Origin of the sequence: uncultured Anaerofustis sp., from assembly GCF_938029165.1 — a bacterium.
Lineage (GTDB): Bacteria > Bacillota > Clostridia > Eubacteriales > Anaerofustaceae > Anaerofustis.
The window spans coordinates 1-18,547 of record NZ_CALHFB010000019.1 but is presented as its reverse complement, the minus strand read 5'-3'; the positions used below and the strand labels follow the sequence as shown (position 1 = coordinate 18,547).

Here is an 18,547-nt window from a genome sequence, read left to right as displayed (position 1 = left end):
TGCGGGGTTTCGCCCCGCACCCCACCAAAAATTTGCTCGTCCAAATTTTTGGATTAAAAGACGCCGCTCAAGCCGCGGTGGCTTTTAGCGACTGGATTTCCTCTGAAAATCTACCCGATTTTCAGGGAACAGTCGCTGCCCAACCCCAGTTATATAAAAAGTTTATATTTTATTAAAGCTTATAATTTTTTATGTACAATCATAAGTTTAATATCTCTTCTATGAAGCTTTAGACACCGTACCTTGCGGGGTCGTTTTGTCCATTCTGTGACTGACCCAAAACTCCAAAGGAGTTTTAGAAATCTTAACTTTAGTTAAGATTTCACTGAGCAAAGCACAGAGGTCAACAAGAGTAAGTTTTCATAAGAAAAATTACGAATTATTGTTACATAAATTCTCAAATCTTGCTAACGCAAATTTGCTCATGTTATTTAACATGCTTAAGCATGTCTAAGTTTAATAAATTAAACTTAGCAAGATTTCTTTGAAATCTTAAAATAGTCACAATATTGATAAAAATCTTTCACTCAATCGCCGTGATGGCTTCTATGCTTCTCGATTTCCAAGGAATGCGGGTAGCATTCCTTGGAAGAGAAGCTATCCCCTCCTCTTTAAAAAATTATTTTGTTCTAATAGATAATAACTCTTTTAAGTAAATAGCGGTTGATTTACTTAGGTAAGTTAAAGATCTCTTTTGCCGAAGGCTTTAGCACCACGCAGTGGAAGAATTTTTCTCAAAGTTTTTTTTCTTCGGAAAAAACTTTGCGGGGTTTTAGGGGCAGCACCCCTTAAATGTATTTTCTTTATTAAAGAAAATACTCATTGACAAAAATAAAAAGTAATGCTATATTCATTTTAGAAATAAAAAAAGATTGGAGATGAAAGGATGTTTAATTTTTCTTGCTAGTAAAAAGGGAAACATACAAAATAATATTATTTTTAGTATCTTTATTTTTGTATGTTAAGAGCAAGAAAATCATATATTCTTTCAAATCTATTAGTCATATATAAAATATGGGTATGATATATTTATTATCTTATTACCTGCTATTAGACCGCAAGAATTGATTTTCTTGCGGTTTTATTGATTTAAAGGAGGTAATGATATGTCAATAATAAATATAAATAATTTAACTTTTACTTACGACGGAACATATGAAAATATATTTGAAAATGTAAGTATTAATATAGATTCAACATGGAAACTAGGGCTTATAGGAAGAAACGGAAGAGGTAAGACCACTTTTTTAAATCTGCTCATGGGCAAATATGATTATAAAGGAACTATAAATACAAAGGTAAACTTTGAATATTTCCCCTTTGAAATAGAGGATTTAAGTAAAATGGCAATAGAAATAGTTGAAGATATCAACCCTAACTACGAATACTGGCAGATATCAAAGGAACTCAACTTACTGAATGTAGATGAAGAAGTATTATATAGACCATTTTATATCTTGAGTGGAGGAGAGAGAGTAAAAATAATGCTGGCTTCATTGTTTACAAAAGAAAACAGCTTTTTACTTATAGACGAGCCGACAAACCACTTGGATATGGAAGCAAGAGAAAAGCTTACAAAATATTTGAATTCAAAAAAAGGATTTATACTGGTATCCCACGACAGAAATCTTTTGGATAACTCCGTAGACCATATAATATCAATAAACAGAAATAAAATAGATATACAAAAAGGAAATTTTTCTTCTTACTTTATAAATAAAGAAAAAGAAGATAAATTTGAACTTACACAAAACGAAAAACTCAAAAGTGAAATATCCAAGTTAACAGAGGCAGCCAGAAGAACTACCGGCTGGTCAAATGAAGTTGAAAAGACAAAGTATAACAAAAGAATTTCAGGTTTAAGACCGGACAGAGGTTTTATAGGGCATAAATCCGCAAAAATGATGCAAAGGGCAAAGGCAATAGAAAAAAGAAAAAATGCTTCCATAGAAGAAAAATCAAAGCTTCTTAAAAATATCGAGAAACAGGAAGATTTAAAAATAATTTCAAGTGAATATCATACAAATCTGCTTCTGAGGCTCAATCATTTAAATATATATTATGACAATAAAGAAGCGGTTCATGATGTTACTTTTAATGTAAATAATGGTGACAGAGTTATCTTAAAAGGAAAAAACGGTTCAGGGAAATCGAGTATTTTAAAACTGATTTTAGGTGAGGATATAAAATACTCGGGAGATTTATATAAGGGAAGCAAACTAAAAATATCTTATATTTCTCAGGATACATCTTTTTTAAAGGGCAGTTTTAAGGACTTTTGTTTCGATAACGGTATCGACGAGACGATTTTTAAAACAAATCTTAGGAAATTAGACTTTGAAAGGTCGGAATTTGAAAAGAATTTGGAAGATTTAAGCTCCGGGCAGAAGAAAAAAGTCCTTATAGCAAAGAGCCTTACGGAAAGAGCAAACCTTTATATATGGGACGAGCCTCTGAATTTTATAGATGTTTTTTCAAGGATGCAAATCGAAGACGTTATCTTAAAATACAAACCAACCATGATAATAGTGGAACATGATAAGGCTTTTATAGAGAAGGTCGGAAGTAAGGTGGTGGAACTGGGATAAAATTATCCTTAAAACAGCATTATAATTATATTAATAAAATTAACAAACAGTTAAATTTTAGATATCTATCCTCTCTTGAGTTATAATAAATGCAGGAGGGAATTATGAATAAAAAAATAAAAGTCATACTCTATTTTATTGTAACTATACTTGCGATCAACGGATTTTTTAATCTCCCTATTTTTACAGATGAGGTCAATAAAGTATCAGAAATTGCAGACAGGATGAAAATGCCTATCCCGAGTGACAGTGCAGTAATATACTATAAAAATACTCATGGAGGTTTTCTCGGAGATGGGATGACTTACGGAGTATTAAAATTATCGGATAAAGGAAATAAAGAATTTAGAAAAACCTTTTTTAAGAAAAGTGTAAATAAATTGCCTGTGACAAATAACATAAAAAAACTTATAAAAGAATACTTTAGTGATGATGAAGATATAGAAATAGGATCTGAGGAATACTATATAAGTAAAACAGTCGTGACTTTCCCAGAGGAAATAAAAAAAGGCTATTATTATTTGATTGACAGAAATGCAGGAGACTATCCGGAGGGAAATATAAGTCCATTAAAGATGTAGATTTAGATAATGCATGTTCCTTTGATATTTCCATGATTGTATATGATGAAGGTAATAATGAAATATTTTTCTATGAAATCGACACATAAAAAAGCAGCAAGCTAAGCTTACTGCTTTTAATTATTTACCTACCAATTCATTTAAGAACGCAAGCCCCGTATCGCTCGCTTCCGCAACGGTCTTTTGGATATCCTCCATAACCCTCGCGAAGAACATTTGAGCTTCCATGAATTCCTTGATATCGGATATGTTTGATATGGTGCTGTAAAGTATATTAAATTCTTCGACTCTTTTTTCATCCGGCTGTTCGCCTTTCATTTGAGCCAAATAGAATTCATATTGAAAATCCATAAAATTCTTTATCATCTTTTTATGTTCTTCGTTTTGGTCTACTTTTACCGCAGCATCCTTATACCTTTTGAATTCATCGCTTTCCTTGATTGCCTTTGCTAAATCATTAGCCTTGTCATAAACATTCATTATAATTCCTCCTATAAATTAATCTATTTTAACATACATAAGTATAGGTAAAATCATAGGTCTGCGCTTAGTATTATCATATAAATACTTCTCAAGCTCATATTTCATATCAGCTTTAATGCTGTTATAGTCAAATAATCTGTCTTTATACTTATTTAATACTTTCTTAGCCTTATCTTTAGCACCGTTTAAAAGCTCTTCACTTTCTCTCATGTATACAAATCCACGAGATACGATGCCAGGACCGCTTACGACTCTCTCTTTGGTAAGAGAAACAACTACGACGAAAAGACCGTCTTCGCTTAGTTTCTTTCTGTCCTTTAGGACTATGTTTCCGACGTCTCCGATACCGAGACCGTCAATCATTATAAGTCCGTTCGGAGCTTCTCCGTTTACTTTTGCTTTATCGCCTATTTCAAGTATATCTCCGTTTTTCATAACGAAAATATTTTCTTCTTTCATACCAAGCTCCATAGCCAAATCTTTATGCTTTGAAAGCATTTTATATTCGCCGTGGGCAGGCATGAAATATTTAGGTTTGATAATGGAGTGCATCAATTTCAATTCTTCTTTTTGAGCATGTCCCGAAACGTGTATACCTTCTGCACCTTGATATACCACATCCGCTCCAAGCTCAAATAAATTATTTATTACATCCGCAACTGTTTTTTCATTACCCGGTATAGGTGTAGCGGAGATTATTACATAATCTTCATTCGTTATTTTAAACTGTCTGTGTTCACCGTTAGCCATCCTGCTGAGTGCAGCCATAGGCTCTCCCTGTGAACCCGTAGTTAAAATCACTACTTGTTCGGGAGCATAATTATCTACGTCATTGAGTTCAATCATAATGTTATCGTTGAATTTAAGATACTTAAGCTCTTTTGCAACTCCGATAACATTCACCATACTTCTTCCGCTTATCGCTACTTTTCTTTTGAATTTCTTTGCAGCGTCAAATACCTGCTGGACCCTATGCACATTCGTAGCAAATGTAGCAAGGATTATCCTCTTGTTTGCACCTTCTTTGAAAAGTGTATTAAAAGTCTTCCCTACGCTTGCTTCCGATTTTGCATGTCCGTCTCTTTCCGCATTGGTACTGTCGGCTATGAGTAAATCTACACCTTCCGCACCTATCGCAGCCATTCTTTGAAGGTCAATCTGCTGATTGTCTACAGGTGTATAATCCACTTTGAAGTCTCCTGTATGGAAAACCGTTCCGCAGTTTGACTTGATATAAAGCGCACAGCTGTCGGGTATAGAATGGTTCGATGTTACGAATTCAACACTGAAACCTTTTACCTTAACTATATGACCTTGTTTTACTATATGAAGCTTGGCACTCTCGTCAAGTCCGTGCTCTGTAAGTTTTCTTTTCAGTAAACCTATTGTAAGCTTCGTTCCGTAGATAGGGATATTTATCTGTTTTAATAAATAAGGGATAGCTCCAATATGGTCTTCATGACCATGTGTTATGAAAAGACCTCTTATTTTATTTCTGTTTTCGATAAGATACGTAAACTCAGGTATTACTATATCGATACCGTACATATCTTCATCGGGGAATTTAAGACCGCAGTCAACTATAACTATATCATCTTCGGTTTCAAAAACCGTAAGGTTCTTGCCGATTTCGCCAAGTCCCCCCAGCGGAATGACTTTTAACTTTTTAGCCGGCTGATTGTTATTTGACTTATTATTATCGTCTTTCTTTACCGTTCTTGGTTTTCTTCTTTGGTTAGTATTTCTTCTTGTTCTGGACTTAGTCTCATTAGTAGTGTTAGTTTCTTTTTTTTGTTTCGGAAGCAATGGTTTTTCTTCCGTTTCAATTTGTTTTACATTTGTTAAAGGTGTTGCTTCAAAATTATTTTTTCTAAATGCCATTTTATACCTTACTCGCTGTAGTAAAACTCACTAACTCTATTAAATTCGTCCTCGTCCGTAACTTCTTTAACCACTAAATTATCTTCGTCTTCTTCTTCGATAATGAATAGATACGCATCCTCATCATTATCTTCTTCATATAAAACCAAATATGACTTATCTTCAAATTCAAATTCATCTTCCACTAAAAAAGAAATCTCTTCCCCTTCTTCGTTCTTTAGAACGATCACGTCTATTTGTTGTTCTTCACTCATTTAAAAACCTCCTAAATTATTATTATAATCAAGATATGATGATAAAATAATCTGTGCAGCCATCATATCAATTACTTCTCTTTTTTTTCTCCAGTTGACTCCGCCGGCTTCCAAAGCTCTCTCGGCTTCTTTTGTGGAAAGCCTTTCATCCCAGAGTTCAACGGGGATATCTATTTTTCCTTTTAAAATATCACAAAATTCTTCGGTGACCAAGGCTCTTGTGCCTCTCTCACCGCTTAAATTCAAAGGATGACCCAAGATAACAAGTCCTGTGTCATATTCTTTTATGTATTTTTTTATCTTTTCAATGTCTTCTTCTATGTTCTTTGTCCTCTTTATCACACATATTCCCTGTGCGGTGATATGCAGTGCATCGCTTACGGCAACGCCTATACGGCTGTCTCCGTAATCAAGAGCTAATATCCTTTTCTTCAACAATTTCTCCTTCTTTTTACAAATAGCAACTAAAACCTACTTATGTTTTAAATAAGTAGGTTTTAGTATAAAAATTTTCAGTTTTATTTAAACGTACTTTTACTATTCACAATCCATTAAATACTTATACAAAACGAGCTCTAAAATCTCATCTCTCTCGATTTGCCTTATAAGCTTTCTCGCATCTTTATAAGAGGTAATATATGTTGGGTCTCCACTCATTATATAACCTACTAATTGATTGACAGGATTGTATCCTTTTTCTTCCAATGCCGCTTTTACTTTTTTGATAGTTTCTTCTATAAGTTTTGAACGATCGTTGTCCACGCTGAACTGCATTGTATAATTGCTATTACTGTTACTTGTTCCCATAATATCACCTACCTATAATAAATTTTACATTATAAATTATAATTATTCAAGTTTTTTATTGTTTTCTTAACAATTTATAATCTTTCTTTAATAAATCCTTTTGCATTTTCTAAAGCCATATCCGCTTTTGAAATGTCTTTTATCCCTGCCTGAGCCATATCGGGTCTGCCGCCTCCGCCGCTTCCGATACTTACTGCAACGTCTTTAATGAACTTACCGCAGTTAAATCCGCTTTTGACTGTCTCTTTAGACGCGGAAGCAATCATAAATCCTTTTTCTCCCGACACGCTAACTAGGAATACAATCACGTTTTCGACCTTATCTTTGACTTTATCACTAAGTTCTCTAAGATCATTCATATTAAGACCGTCTACTTTTGCAAATACACATTTTGTTCCATTTACATCAAAAGCATTGTCTATGATGCCCGAAACAACATCTTTATTTGCTTCTTTTCTGAATGCTTCAAGTTCTTTTAATAAAGATTTGTTCTTATTTAGTAGTTCATCTACTTTTTCTATTATATTATTATTATTTAGTCTTAATTTGTCTTTTATTGTCTGAAGCTCATGATATTTTTCCAAACTTTCTTCGATAGCACATTTTCCCGTTATGGCTTCTATCCTTCTTACTCCGCTTGCAACGGAACTTTCGGAAAGTATCTTAAACATACTTATATCATTTGTATTATTTACGTGACAGCCGCCGCAAAGCTCTATGGAATAATCCCCCATTTTAACTACTCTGACCTTACTTCCGTACTTTTCACCGAATAGAGCGGTAGCACCGAGCTTTCTGGCTTCATCTATATTTGTTTCAAAATAATTTACTTCATCTTTATTTAAGATTTCGCTGTTAACTCTTATTTCTATTTCATCAAGTTCCTCATTCGTAACTTTTTCAAAATGAGAAAAGTCAAATCTAAGTCTTTCGCTGTCTACATAAGAACCCGCCTGATTTACATGTTCACCCAACACTTCTTTTAAGGCTTTATGAAGAAGATGAGTAGCGGAGTGATTTCTCTCGGTATTTAGTCTGTTTTGTTTATCTACCGTCATACTGTACTCTTTATCTACTTCGAGACTTCCGGAAATGATTTCCACTTCATGAACGAATTTATCTCCGCTCTTTGTTACGCTCTTGACTTTAGCGTTTACTTTATCATCTTCTATCTTACCGATATCGTGGACCTGTCCCCCGCTTGTAGCGTAGAAAGGTGTCCTGTCGAAGATAACAAGACCGCTTTCGCCTTCGTTCAATGTATCCATAGCTTCATTATCTTTAATGATTTCGATTATCTTACCTTTATCGTAAAGGCTTTCATATCCGGTAAATTCGGTGCTTGGAAGATTTGCGATAAAGTTTGTCAAATCACCTTTATAGCTGACGATTTCTTTGTTGCTTCTGGCATTTCTCGCCTTATCCTTTTGTTCCTGCATTGCCTTTTCAAAACCGTCTTTATCTACTTTAAGTCCTTTTTCTTCGAGTATCTCTTCTGTCAGTTCAAGAGGGAAACCGTAGGTATCATATAATTTGAAAGCATCCAGACCGTCTAAAGTATCTCCCTTTAGATTTTCGATAAGTTCGTCGATCATGCTTAGACCTTGATTTACCGTTTCATTGAACTTTTCTTCTTCGATATTTATAAGCTTTAATATGGTAGTTTCTTTTTCTTTTAAAGCAGGATAAGCTTCTCCTGAAATTTCAATTACCTTTTTGGCAACGCCTTCCATAAAATGACCTTCGATACCGAGAAGTTTCCCGTGTCTCATTGCTCTTCTTAAAATCCTCTTAAGAACGTATCCTCTTCCTTCGTTGGAAGTCAAAATACCGTCGCTTGCCATAAATACACTGCTTCTGATATGGTCGGTAATAACTCTTATTGAAACATCGTCATTTTCGTTTTCACCATATTTCTTGCCTGATATTTCACATATATAATCAAGGATATATCTGATAGTATCCACTTCAAAAATATTGTCCACTTCCTGAACGTATGCGGCAAGTCTTTCAAGTCCCATACCCGTATCGATATTGGGATGTTCAAGTTTGTTGTAATTACCTTCTTTATCCTTATCGAATTGAGTGAACACAAGGTTCCATACTTCCATATATCTGTCACAGTCACAGCCTACACCGCAGGTAGGGCTGTCACAGCCGTATTCTTCTCCCCTGTCCACATATATTTCACTGCATGGTCCGCATGGTCCCAAACCGATTTCCCAAAAGTTATCTTCTTTACCTAGCCTTGTTATCCTATCATCTGTAAGTCCGATATCATTTTTCCAAATTTCTGCTGCTTCATCATCATTTTCATAAACCGAAACATAAAGCTTGTCCTTATCCAAACCGATTTTTTCGGTTAGGAATTCCCATGCAAAAGCTATAGCTTCTTTTTTAAAGTAGTCACCAAATGAGAAATTACCCAGCATTTCAAAAAAAGTACCGTGTCTGGCAGTCTTACCTACGTTATCTATATCAGGTGTCCTGATACACTTTTGACATGTAGTCACTCTTTTCTTCGGAGGGACTTCTTCACCTATAAAATATGGTTTTAAAGGTGCCATTCCCGAATTTATAAGTAGCAGGCTTTTATCGTTATGAGGCACCAAAGAAAAGCTCTCAAGCCTTAAATGTCCTTTGCTTTCATAGAATTCCAAAAACATTTTTCTAAGTTCGTTTAATGAATATTTTTCCATATATTTCTCCCAAATTATTTAATACTTATATCTCCTGATTTTTTAAGTCCTTTTGCCGTAAGTATAGGACCTGTGATTTCAAAAATAAATGTTGCGCCCATTATAATATTTAAAAATAACGGACCGTAATCGGGCATCATCCTTGCGGCCGCAACAGCCAGTCCGACGCCGACTCCCGCCATAGGCATTAAACCCATACCGAGATAATTCCTTGTAACTTTATCTGTCCTTGCCATTTCACATCCGAGGAATGCACCGAGTATCTTACCTATAAACCTTGAAACGACAAAAGCTATACCGATAAGTCCGAGACTCAGTACGACCTTTAAATCAAGGCTGTAGCCTGCAAGAACAAAGAAAATCACATATATAGGGTTTACCGCTTCTTCGGTAAGAGCAAATACTCTGTCATATCTTGAACAGTAATTTGCAATAACGCTTCCCACAGCCATACAAATCAAAATAGACGATAATTCAAAATAAATACCAAGCCCCGTTCCTACAAGGACAGAAGCACAGCTTATAATAAGGACTTGTGATTTATCCCTTCTGATTTTTCTTTCAACAAAACAGAATGCTATACCGATAACTGCACCTATACCAAGAGACAACACTATCTCTATAAGAGGTGAAATAAGTGCACTGTACAGATTGAAATGCCCGTTTATCATCGATTCGGAAACCGCACATGCGATACTGAAAAGAAACAGACAAACCGCATCATCCAACGCTACAACGGTAAGTATGGTATTGGTAAGTTTACCCTTAGCTTTATACTGCTTGATGACATTTACCGTTGCGGCAGGAGCCGTAGCGGCGGAAAGAGCACCGAACACTATCGATAAAGGTAAATCAGAGGTAGCTAAAAATACACCGAGAGTAACAACGATGATCGTAACGCTCGCCTGAACGATTGTTATAAGCACTACCCCGCTGCCAAGGCTTTTTATCTTATCTATATTAAAACTCTCTCCTATATTAAAGGCTATAAATCCAAGAGCTATATCCTGCAAAAAGTTAAGCTCTGTAAGTATATTTTTCGGAACTACGCTAAAAAACGATACCCCCAGAATAAGACCGGCTAATAAATACCCAGTCACAGCAGGCAGTCTAAACTTACCGCAAATCTTACTTGCAATAAAACCGCATGCAATAAATAATCCGAGAGTTAATAATTCATCCATTTCTACACCCCAGTTAACAACTTTCCTTTGCTTAATTCATAAAAGCTTCTATATCTTCTGCTTCTTTGATTATATCCTTAGTTAAAAGAGCATATCCGTCATTTGTAACAAGAACATTATCTTCTATCCTTATCCCGATACCTTCTTTTTCAAAATAAAGACCGGGTTCAACGGTAATGACATTTCCAGGAACCAGAGGTTTATCTTTTTCAAAAGGGTCATGGCAGTTAAGTCCGATAAAGTGAGATACGAAGTGATAATAATAATCATTGACTTCTTCTCTCGTTTTTATAAGCCCAAGTTCTCTTAGACCGTCTTCATAAATATCTATGACTATATCATTTAACTTTGACAGTGTCACTCCGGGTTTAACATTCTCTATAACAGCTTTATTGGCTCTTAAAACCAAATCGTATAATACTTTCTGAAGTTTAGTAAATTTACCGCTTACAGGATAAGTCCTGCTTACATCGGCACTGTACTTATCTACACCGCTCCCGCAGTCAAGTAAAACCAAATCACCTTCTTTGACTTTATCTCTGCATTTTATATAATGAAGAGTAGTAGCATTTTTACCGCTCGCTACTATAGTCGGGAAAGGTATTGTATCTCCGTTTTTTCTTGATACATAATCTATTGTAGCAGCGATTTCAGCTTCTTTTATCCCCGGTTTTGTGATTTTCATAGCCATGTTAATAGCTGTTTTTAAATTTTTTGCACCTTCATAAATACATTTAACTTCATATTGGTTCTTGACTTCTCTAAGTTCATTCAAACATCTTTTTAAATTATAAAATTCTACATTATCAAAAACCTTATACATTTGTTTAAACATCCTAAGATTTAAATTATAATTCTCATCGTTATTTGTCTCGTCTATCAATGAATATATCCTTTGAAGGTCTTGTCTGTTTCCTATATCGTTTATATATTTTTCAAACTCTCCAAGGTATAAGACTTTTTCGATACCGCTTATTGCCATCGCTTCGGGAACGCTTAACTTTATACCCGTCCATTTTGAAGACTTCTCATCATTCTTTGGAATAAACAGCTTTTCTTCAATATTTTCATTATCCTTATATAATAAAAGAATAGAATTTTCTTCATCAATCCCCGTAAGATAATAAAAATCTCTGTTTACTTCAAACTCATAATCATTACCGTTTTCGCTTTTTATCAATTCTCCGGAAAAAATTATTGCCGCTGAATTATTTTCCATATAATCAAGGACTTTTTTCCTTCTGTTTTTTAAATCTATATTATTCATAAAATGCCTCTTTTTTCCTTTGTAATTAACTTATTTATTTTACCATAGTAAAGTTTTTTTATCAAGAATATAAAAACTATAAAAATAAAAAGAATATATATAATAATTTATATATATCAAATTATAAAAATTTTTTTTAAATCAAAATAAAGTAAAATAACCTATAATTTCCTACTATATAATTTTTAATTCAGGAAATAATATTATTAGAAAATTAAGAAAAGGAGATTATTAAAATGAGTAATAAAAATAAAAACAACCAAAATCAATCTAATCAAAATAACCAAAACCAATCTAACAAAAACGAACAAAACCAGTCAAACAAAAATAATCAAAATCAATCTAACAAAAACAATAAAGAATGTAGATAATTTAAAATTTAATTTAAATTAAATAAAAAAGACCCTTTTATATAAAGGGTCTTTTTAAATTCAGTATTATTTTATTAATAATTTATTACATAAATAGTGGAGCAAATACCAAAGCTACGATAGTCATAAGCTTAATCAAGATATTAAGTGATGGACCTGAAGTATCTTTGAATGGATCCCCTACTGTATCTCCCACAACCGCAGCGGCATGTGCGTCACTGCCTTTTCCGCCGTGAGCTCCGCCTTCGATGTATTTCTTGGCATTATCCCAAGCACCGCCTGAGTTAGCCATTTGAATAGCCATTAATACACCTGTTACAAGTGCACCTGCAAGAAGACCGCCTAAAGCAGTAGCGCCAAGGAAGTATCCTACAGCTAGAGGAACGATAACTGCAAGAAGTCCTGGGATTATCATTTCTTTTAAGGCAGCTTGAGTTGATATTTCTACGCATGTAGAATATTCAGGTTTGCCTTTACCTTCCATGATACCTGGGATTTCTCTAAATTGTCTTCTAACTTCTTCAATCATTTTGTTAGCCGCATTACCAACAGCTTCCATTGTTAAAGAAGAGAATACGTATGGAAGCATACCGCCGATGAATAAACCGGCAATAACTTTTACGTCAAGTAAGTCGATTGCTTTGATACCGACTGCTGTTGAATAAGAAGCGAATAATGCTAAAGCAGTTAGAGCAGCTGAACCTATAGCGAAACCTTTACCGATAGCAGCAGTTGTGTTACCAACGCTGTCAAGTTTATCAGTGATGTTTCTTACAGAATCGTCAAGTTCTGCCATTTCAGCGATACCGCCTGCATTATCGGCTATCGGACCGTAAGCATCTACAGCGATAGTCATACCTGCCGTTGAAAGCATACCTACAGCAGCAAGAGCGATACCATATAGACCTTCTGTAGCTAAATTATAAGAAAGTAAGATAGCGGCAACGATTAAAATAATAGGAATAGCTGTTGACATCATACCTACGGCAAGACCGCTAATGATAGTCGTAGCTGCACCTGTTTCACTTTGCTGAGCTATTTTCTTTACTGATTTATATTGATCAGAAGTATAAACTTCGGTAACTTTACCAATCAAGATACCGCAGGCTAGACCAGCAACGATTGCATAGAAATATGTAATATCGTTAAGTAAGCTTGTTGTTAAGAAATAAGCAGCAATAAGTACTAAAATACCGCTAACATATGTACCCATGTTTAAGCTTTTATGTGGGTCGGAATTTTCTCCGCCTTTAACGAATAAAGAACCGATAATAGAAGAGATGATACCAACCGCAGCAAGAGCTAGAGGGAACATGATTGATTCCACTGAACCAAGTAGTAATCCGCCTAGAGTCATAGCAGAGATGATAGAACCTACATAAGATTCGAATAAGTCAGAACCCATACCTGCAACGTCCCCTACATTGTCACCTACGTTATCCGCGATAACAGCAGGGTTTCTAGGGTCATCTTCAGGGATACCGGCTTCGACTTTACCAACGAGGTCAGCACCAACATCGGCAGCTTTTGTATAAATACCACCGCCAACTCTACCGAATAAAGCGATAGAAGAAGCACCAAGTCCGAAACCTGTGATTATATTTACATTACCGAAAATCATGTAAACTATGCTTACACCGAGAGCACCAAGACCTACAACACATAGCCCCATAACGCTTCCGCCGTTAAAAGCAACTTTTAATGCAGCACCCATGCCTTTGTCTTTAGCTTGTGCTGCTGTTCTAGAGTTAGCTTTAGTAGCAACCTGCATACCAAAGAATCCCGCTAAAACAGAGAAAAGTGCACCGACAACGAAACAAACTGCTGTTTCCCATCCGATTAAAGCAAATAATACTACAAATAATACTACAGCAAATACAACTATATATTTATATTCGCTTGTTAAGAATGCCATCGCACCTTCGTGAATATGAGATGAAATTTCTTTCATCCTGTCAGTTCCTTCATCAACCTTTTTGATTGAAGAAGCAAGATATAACGCAAATAAAAGCGCTATAATACCCGCAACTGGGGCAAAAAACTTTAGAGTTTCTACACTGAACATTTTTTTCCTCCGAAATTGTTATTTTAAATATTGTTTGTTATTTTGCTAGAAGGTTAAAAACAAAAATTGAAATAAAGAATACTATAGCTGATACCAAAGTTATTTTATTGAGTAAACCCTGCATGCCATGAGCTTTCTTTTTACCGAATAATCCTTCCGCACCACCTGAAATAGCACTTCCCATTCCGGCTGAAGAGCCTTCTTGTAAAAGAACACTACCTATTAGTGTAATGCTTGAGATTACCATGAATACTAATAATACTGTTGTCATTTTATCCTCCTAAATATAAATCTTGCAGTTTCATATTATATCATATGAAACCTCTAAAACAAAGAAATTTTTGATTTTTTTGAAAGATTTTGTTCTATTTTTTGATTAATGTGACAATATCTCGGTTTTGAAATTTTGTTAATTTATATTAAGCTTATATAATAATGTAAGATTTGTTATTATTTATTTGAAATTATTATATATAACTCTATAACTTAAATTTTTAATATATGAAAAATTAATTATCTTTTGTTTTCTCCTTCTCCCCATAACAACTTCCCCTGCTCGGACAGTCTTCACATCCGCAGTTACACTTCCCCCTATTTTTGATTACTTTTATCAAAGCAAATAAAAACAAAATTAATATGATACCGAGTATTATATAAGAACTTAAATTCATATCTGTCTCCTAAAACGTTTTTCTTAATTTTATCATAAAACATCATATATATACATTATTAATACGAATATTAATACATTATCGAATATTTTTATTGACAAAATAAAATTTATGATATAATGAATGTAATTATTTTTACGGAGTAATATTATATGAAAACTAAAGAATCACAAGAAAACTATTTGGAAACGATACTTATCTTACAAAAAAGAAATGGCAATGTCAGATCGATAGACATTGCAAATGAACTTGATTTTTCCAGGCCCAGTGTATCGAGAGCCATAAAACTGATTAAAGAAAAAGGATATATAACAGTTGATGAAAGCGGTCTTATAAAACTCACGAAAGAAGGCAGAGAAGTTGCGGGAGCGGTTTACGAGAAGCATATGACCCTCGGGAAATTTTTAATAACCTTGGGCGTTGAAGAAAAAACTGCCATGGAAGATGCATGCAGGATGGAACATGTAATAAGTGCTGACAGCTTTGAAAAAATCAAAGAACATGCAAAGAAATGTATGGAAAAATAAGCAGAGAATTACTTTCTCTGTTTTTTTATTTTTTTTGACAAAAGTTTAATTGAAAGTGAAGAAATATTATGTTAAAATGAATTGGACTTTAAAAGACAAATATACATTTGTGAAGTTTATTAGGAGGTAAATATGATTTATACAACAGAAGTAGAAAACATGTGCGTAGTTAAAAAAGGCGCAAATCATGGACCTGCACCTATCCCTGAAGAAGGTAAATGGGTACAGTCAAAAGAAATCAAAGATATCAGCGGTCTTACACACGGTGTTGGTTGGTGTGCACCTCAACAAGGAGCTTGTAAACTGACTTTAAACATTAAAGACGGTATCATCGAAGAAGCTTTGGTTGAGACACTCGGCTGTTCGGGAATGACACATTCAGCTGCTATGGCAAGTGAAATCTTGATCGGTAAAACTTTACTTGAAGCATTAAACACAGACCTTGTTTGTGATGCTATCAACACAGCTATGAGAGAATTATTCTTACAAATAGTTTACGGAAGAAGCCAATCAGCATTCTCTGAAGGCGGTCTTGCAATCGGAGCAGGTCTTGAAGATTTAGGTAAAGGACATAGAAGTCAAACAGGTACTTGCTATGCAACAACTAAAAAAGGACCTAGATACTTAGAATTATCTGAAGGTTATATAACAGAAATCGGTTTAGATAAAAACGATGAAATCATCGGTTATAAATATGTAAACCTAGGTGTTATGATGCAAAACATTAAAAAAGGTGTCGATGCTATGGAAGCTATCGAAAAAGCCAGCGGTAAATATGGTAGATTCGATGAAGCAGTAAAAACAATCGACCCAAGAAACGAGTAGGAGGGAGGAAATAAAATGGCATTATTTGAAAGTTACGAAAGAAGAATTAAACAAATTGAAGAAGCTTTAAATAAAGACGGTATCAAGTCACTTGAAGAAGCAAAACAAATCTGTGATGATAAAGGTATCGACGTTGCAGCTATAGTAAAAGGAATCCAACCTATTTGTTTTGAAAACGCATGTTGGGCTTACATAGTAGGTGCTGCACTTGCTATTAAAAGAGGAGCTACTACTGCTGTAGAAGCTGCAAAAGTTATAGGTGAAGGTCTACAAGCATTTTGTATTCCGGGTTCGGTTGCAGATGACAGAAAAGTTGGTTTAGGTCACGGTAACCTTGCAAGTATGTTGCTTTCCGAAGAAACAGAATGTTTCGCTTTCCTTGCAGGTCACGAATCATTTGCTGCAGCAGAAGGTGCTATCGGTATCGCTAACTCAGCTAACAAAGTTAGAAACAAAGACTTGAGAGTAATTTTAAACGGTCTTGGTAAAGACGCTGCTCAAATCATCTCTAGAATCAATGGCTTCACATATGTACAAACAAAATTTGATTACTACACAGGAGAGTTAAACATCGTAAACGAAACAGCTTACTCTGACGGTCCTAGAGCTAAAGTAAGATGTTACGGCGCTGATGATGTTAGAGAAGGCGTTGCTATCATGCACAAAGAAGGTGTTGACGTATCTATCACAGGTAACTCAACAAACCCAACAAGATTCCAGCACCCAGTTGCAGGTACATACAAGAAGGAAAGACTTGAGAAGGGCAAGAAATACTTCTCAGTAGCTTCAGGCGGAGGAACAGGTAGAACTCTGCACCCAGATAACATGGCTGCTGGTCCTGCTTCTTATGGTATGACAGATACAATGGGAAGAATGCACAGCGACGCTCAGTTTGCTGGTTCTTCTTCAGTTCCTGCACACGTTGAGATGATGGGTCTTATCGGCATGGGCAACAACCCAATGGTTGGTGCTACAGTTGCTTGCGCAGTTGCAGTTGAAGAGGCTATGAAGTAAGGTTTTAAACCACTTCACAAGTCTTGTAATGTGGACAACGATAAGACTTCGTGTTCAAAAGAATATCAGTAAGGCGTTAGATTTTGTTCTAACGCCTTATTTTTATGCACAAAAAGACCTCCCCATGCTGTAAGAAAGGTCTGACGACCAAACTAAAGCGCAGGAAGGTCAATATCACAAATACAAGCTAAAAACTGCATAACTCCCATATTAAAAGAACTTTGCAATATCCTCAACAGCTCTCCTTTTAGGTCTGGCAGGGGCTTCTGCTGGATAGCCAACGGCTATAACCGATACTACGATCTCGCTTTCAGGTATTTCAAGCACCTCACGGAGCTTTTCTCCATCCCTGATGCCCATTACAAGCGAGCCTAAGCCAAGCTCAGCCGCTTTGAGAAGAAGTATCTCATTGTGCAGACCAAGATCGTAAAAACCCCAGCCATTGCCGACTTCATTATCAGGATCACCCTCTTTGTCAAAACCTGCTCTTGTATGTACAAAAGTCGTTACAAGAAGCGCCGCATTTTCTGACCTTTCTCTGTTAAATCCAGGCAAGCACTCCTCTCTTACCCTCTTTGTCATCTCGTCACTGAGAACGCAGTAATACCTTGCAGTTTCAGAGTTTTTCCACGATGGTGCTTCTGTTGCGGCAGCTATGAGCGTTTCTATCTGCTCTTTTGTTACCTTTTTACTGCCGTCATATTTTCTTATGCTTCTTCTGCTTTCAATAAGCTTCTGAAATTCCATTTATATCTCTCCTTGTCAAAATGTGAGGCTCACGCCTATTTCAGATACAATTATAACATATCACTTCCACCATTTCAAGTAGCAAAAGCCCTTGAAATGTTCATATTATTGTGATACAATAACGTAAAGACAATATGGGGGTGCAGACTATGAGCTTTGTAAAATTCGAGAACGTTTATAAAAGATACAAAATGGGCGAGATAACCATAAATGCCGCAGACGGTGTTTCATTTGAGATAGAAAAAGGCGAATTTGCTGTTATAGTAGGCGCAAGCGGTGCAGGAAAAACTACTATACTTAATATGCTCGGCGGCATGGATACCTGCGACGAGGGCAAGATCCTTGTTGACGGCAAGGACATTGCCACTTTTAATAAAAAGCAGCTCACAACATACCGCAGATATGACATAGGCTTTGTTTTTCAATTCTATAACCTTGTGAATAATCTTACTGCCAAGGAAAATGTAGAGCTTGCCACACAGATATGCGCACATGCCTCACAGCCTGAAGAAGTGCTGAAAAAAGTGGGACTCGAGGACAGAATGAACAACTTTCCCTCCCAGCTTTCAGGCGGCGAGCAGCA

At 35.4% G+C, this 18,547-nt stretch carries 19 protein-coding genes; 7 read left to right on the top strand and 12 right to left on the bottom strand.

The genetic code is table 11. The features are described 5' to 3' along the window. The first annotated feature begins 1,106 nt into the window (after positions 1–1,106). Positions 1,107–2,588, top strand: coding sequence for a ribosomal protection-like ABC-F family protein (gene abc-f, locus Q0516_RS02230; RefSeq protein WP_294468680.1), 1,482 nt, complete (start codon positions 1,107–1,109; stop codon positions 2,586–2,588). Between the two features lie 104 nt (positions 2,589–2,692). After that, a complete protein-coding gene (locus Q0516_RS02225) occupies positions 2,693–3,169 on the top strand; it encodes a hypothetical protein (protein ID WP_294468678.1) in 477 nt (158 codons plus the stop codon). A 120-nt stretch (positions 3,170–3,289) separates the two neighbouring features. On the opposite strand, the gene Q0516_RS02220 is transcribed toward Q0516_RS02225, so the two are convergent. The 8 genes from Q0516_RS02220 to Q0516_RS02185 all read right to left on the bottom strand — a co-directional run bounded on the left by Q0516_RS02220 (position 3,290) and on the right by Q0516_RS02185 (position 11,744). Continuing rightward, a complete protein-coding gene (locus tag Q0516_RS02220) occupies positions 3,290–3,649 on the bottom strand; it encodes a YlbF family regulator (protein WP_257481031.1) in 360 nt (119 codons plus the stop codon). Between the two features lie 18 nt (positions 3,650–3,667). Continuing rightward, positions 3,668–5,533 carry a ribonuclease J gene (locus Q0516_RS02215; protein ID WP_294468676.1) on the bottom strand — a complete coding sequence of 622 codons (1,866 nt, stop codon included), beginning with the start codon at positions 5,531–5,533 and terminating at the stop codon, positions 3,668–3,670. Between the two features lie 8 nt (positions 5,534–5,541). Then, positions 5,542–5,787 (bottom strand): DUF1292 domain-containing protein, encoded by a 246-nt coding sequence (locus tag Q0516_RS02210; RefSeq protein ID WP_257481029.1) that lies wholly within the window; start codon positions 5,785–5,787, stop codon positions 5,542–5,544. Next, the gene (ruvX, locus tag Q0516_RS02205) at positions 5,788–6,222 is read right to left on the bottom strand and encodes a Holliday junction resolvase RuvX (protein WP_257481028.1); all 435 of its coding nucleotides are present in this window, start codon (positions 6,220–6,222) and stop codon (positions 5,788–5,790) included. 102 nt (positions 6,223–6,324) lie between these two features. Further along, on the bottom strand, positions 6,325–6,594 hold the full coding sequence (locus Q0516_RS02200; protein WP_257481027.1) for an IreB family regulatory phosphoprotein: 270 nt from the start codon (positions 6,592–6,594) through the stop codon (positions 6,325–6,327). A gap of 74 nt (positions 6,595–6,668) precedes the next feature. Then, complete coding sequence (gene alaS, locus Q0516_RS02195) at positions 6,669–9,293, bottom strand: alanine--tRNA ligase (RefSeq protein ID WP_294468671.1); 2,625 nt, start codon at positions 9,291–9,293, stop codon at positions 6,669–6,671. Between the two features lie 14 nt (positions 9,294–9,307). After that, positions 9,308–10,477 (bottom strand): cation:proton antiporter, encoded by a 1,170-nt coding sequence (locus Q0516_RS02190; RefSeq protein WP_294468668.1) that lies wholly within the window; start codon positions 10,475–10,477, stop codon positions 9,308–9,310. Between the two features lie 31 nt (positions 10,478–10,508). After that, on the bottom strand, positions 10,509–11,744 hold the full coding sequence (locus tag Q0516_RS02185) for an aminopeptidase P family protein (protein WP_294468666.1): 1,236 nt from the start codon (positions 11,742–11,744) through the stop codon (positions 10,509–10,511). Positions 11,745–11,980: 236 nt separating this feature from the next. Between Q0516_RS02185 and Q0516_RS02180 the strand changes: the two genes are divergently transcribed. Continuing rightward, positions 11,981–12,115 carry a hypothetical protein gene (locus Q0516_RS02180; RefSeq protein ID WP_294468664.1) on the top strand — a complete coding sequence of 45 codons (135 nt, stop codon included), beginning with the start codon at positions 11,981–11,983 and terminating at the stop codon, positions 12,113–12,115. 85 nt (positions 12,116–12,200) lie between these two features. Here the strand turns inward: Q0516_RS02180 and Q0516_RS02175 are convergent, their stop codons facing one another. The 3 genes from Q0516_RS02175 to Q0516_RS02165 form a co-directional block, all read right to left on the bottom strand. Beyond that, positions 12,201–14,180 carry a sodium-translocating pyrophosphatase gene (locus Q0516_RS02175; RefSeq protein WP_257481015.1) on the bottom strand — a complete coding sequence of 660 codons (1,980 nt, stop codon included), beginning with the start codon at positions 14,178–14,180 and terminating at the stop codon, positions 12,201–12,203. A gap of 37 nt (positions 14,181–14,217) precedes the next feature. Further along, the gene (gene secG / locus Q0516_RS02170) at positions 14,218–14,451 is read right to left on the bottom strand and encodes a preprotein translocase subunit SecG (RefSeq protein ID WP_257481014.1); all 234 of its coding nucleotides are present in this window, start codon (positions 14,449–14,451) and stop codon (positions 14,218–14,220) included. Between the two features lie 238 nt (positions 14,452–14,689). Continuing rightward, a complete protein-coding gene (locus Q0516_RS02165) occupies positions 14,690–14,851 on the bottom strand; it encodes a FeoB-associated Cys-rich membrane protein (RefSeq protein WP_294468660.1) in 162 nt (53 codons plus the stop codon). A gap of 152 nt (positions 14,852–15,003) precedes the next feature. On the opposite strand from Q0516_RS02165, the gene Q0516_RS02160 reads away from it, so the two are divergent. From Q0516_RS02160 to Q0516_RS02150, 3 genes are all read left to right on the top strand, one after another. Then, positions 15,004–15,378 carry a metal-dependent transcriptional regulator gene (locus tag Q0516_RS02160; protein ID WP_294468658.1) on the top strand — a complete coding sequence of 125 codons (375 nt, stop codon included), beginning with the start codon at positions 15,004–15,006 and terminating at the stop codon, positions 15,376–15,378. A 132-nt stretch (positions 15,379–15,510) separates the two neighbouring features. Further along, positions 15,511–16,203 carry an iron-sulfur cluster assembly scaffold protein gene (locus tag Q0516_RS02155; RefSeq protein WP_007049067.1) on the top strand — a complete coding sequence of 231 codons (693 nt, stop codon included), beginning with the start codon at positions 15,511–15,513 and terminating at the stop codon, positions 16,201–16,203. Positions 16,204–16,218: 15 nt separating this feature from the next. Further along, complete coding sequence (locus tag Q0516_RS02150) at positions 16,219–17,217, top strand: GGGtGRT protein (protein WP_294468653.1); 999 nt, start codon at positions 16,219–16,221, stop codon at positions 17,215–17,217. Between the two features lie 210 nt (positions 17,218–17,427). Here Q0516_RS02150 and Q0516_RS02145 read toward each other — a convergent pair whose 3' ends face one another. Further along, entirely contained in the window at positions 17,428–17,964 is a 537-nt protein-coding gene (locus tag Q0516_RS02145; protein ID WP_022288286.1) for a nitroreductase family protein, read from the bottom strand. A gap of 149 nt (positions 17,965–18,113) precedes the next feature. Here Q0516_RS02145 and Q0516_RS02140 point away from each other — a divergent pair. Further along, the coding region (locus Q0516_RS02140; protein WP_294468682.1) for an ATP-binding cassette domain-containing protein at positions 18,114–18,547 on the top strand (434 nt) is incomplete at its 3' end.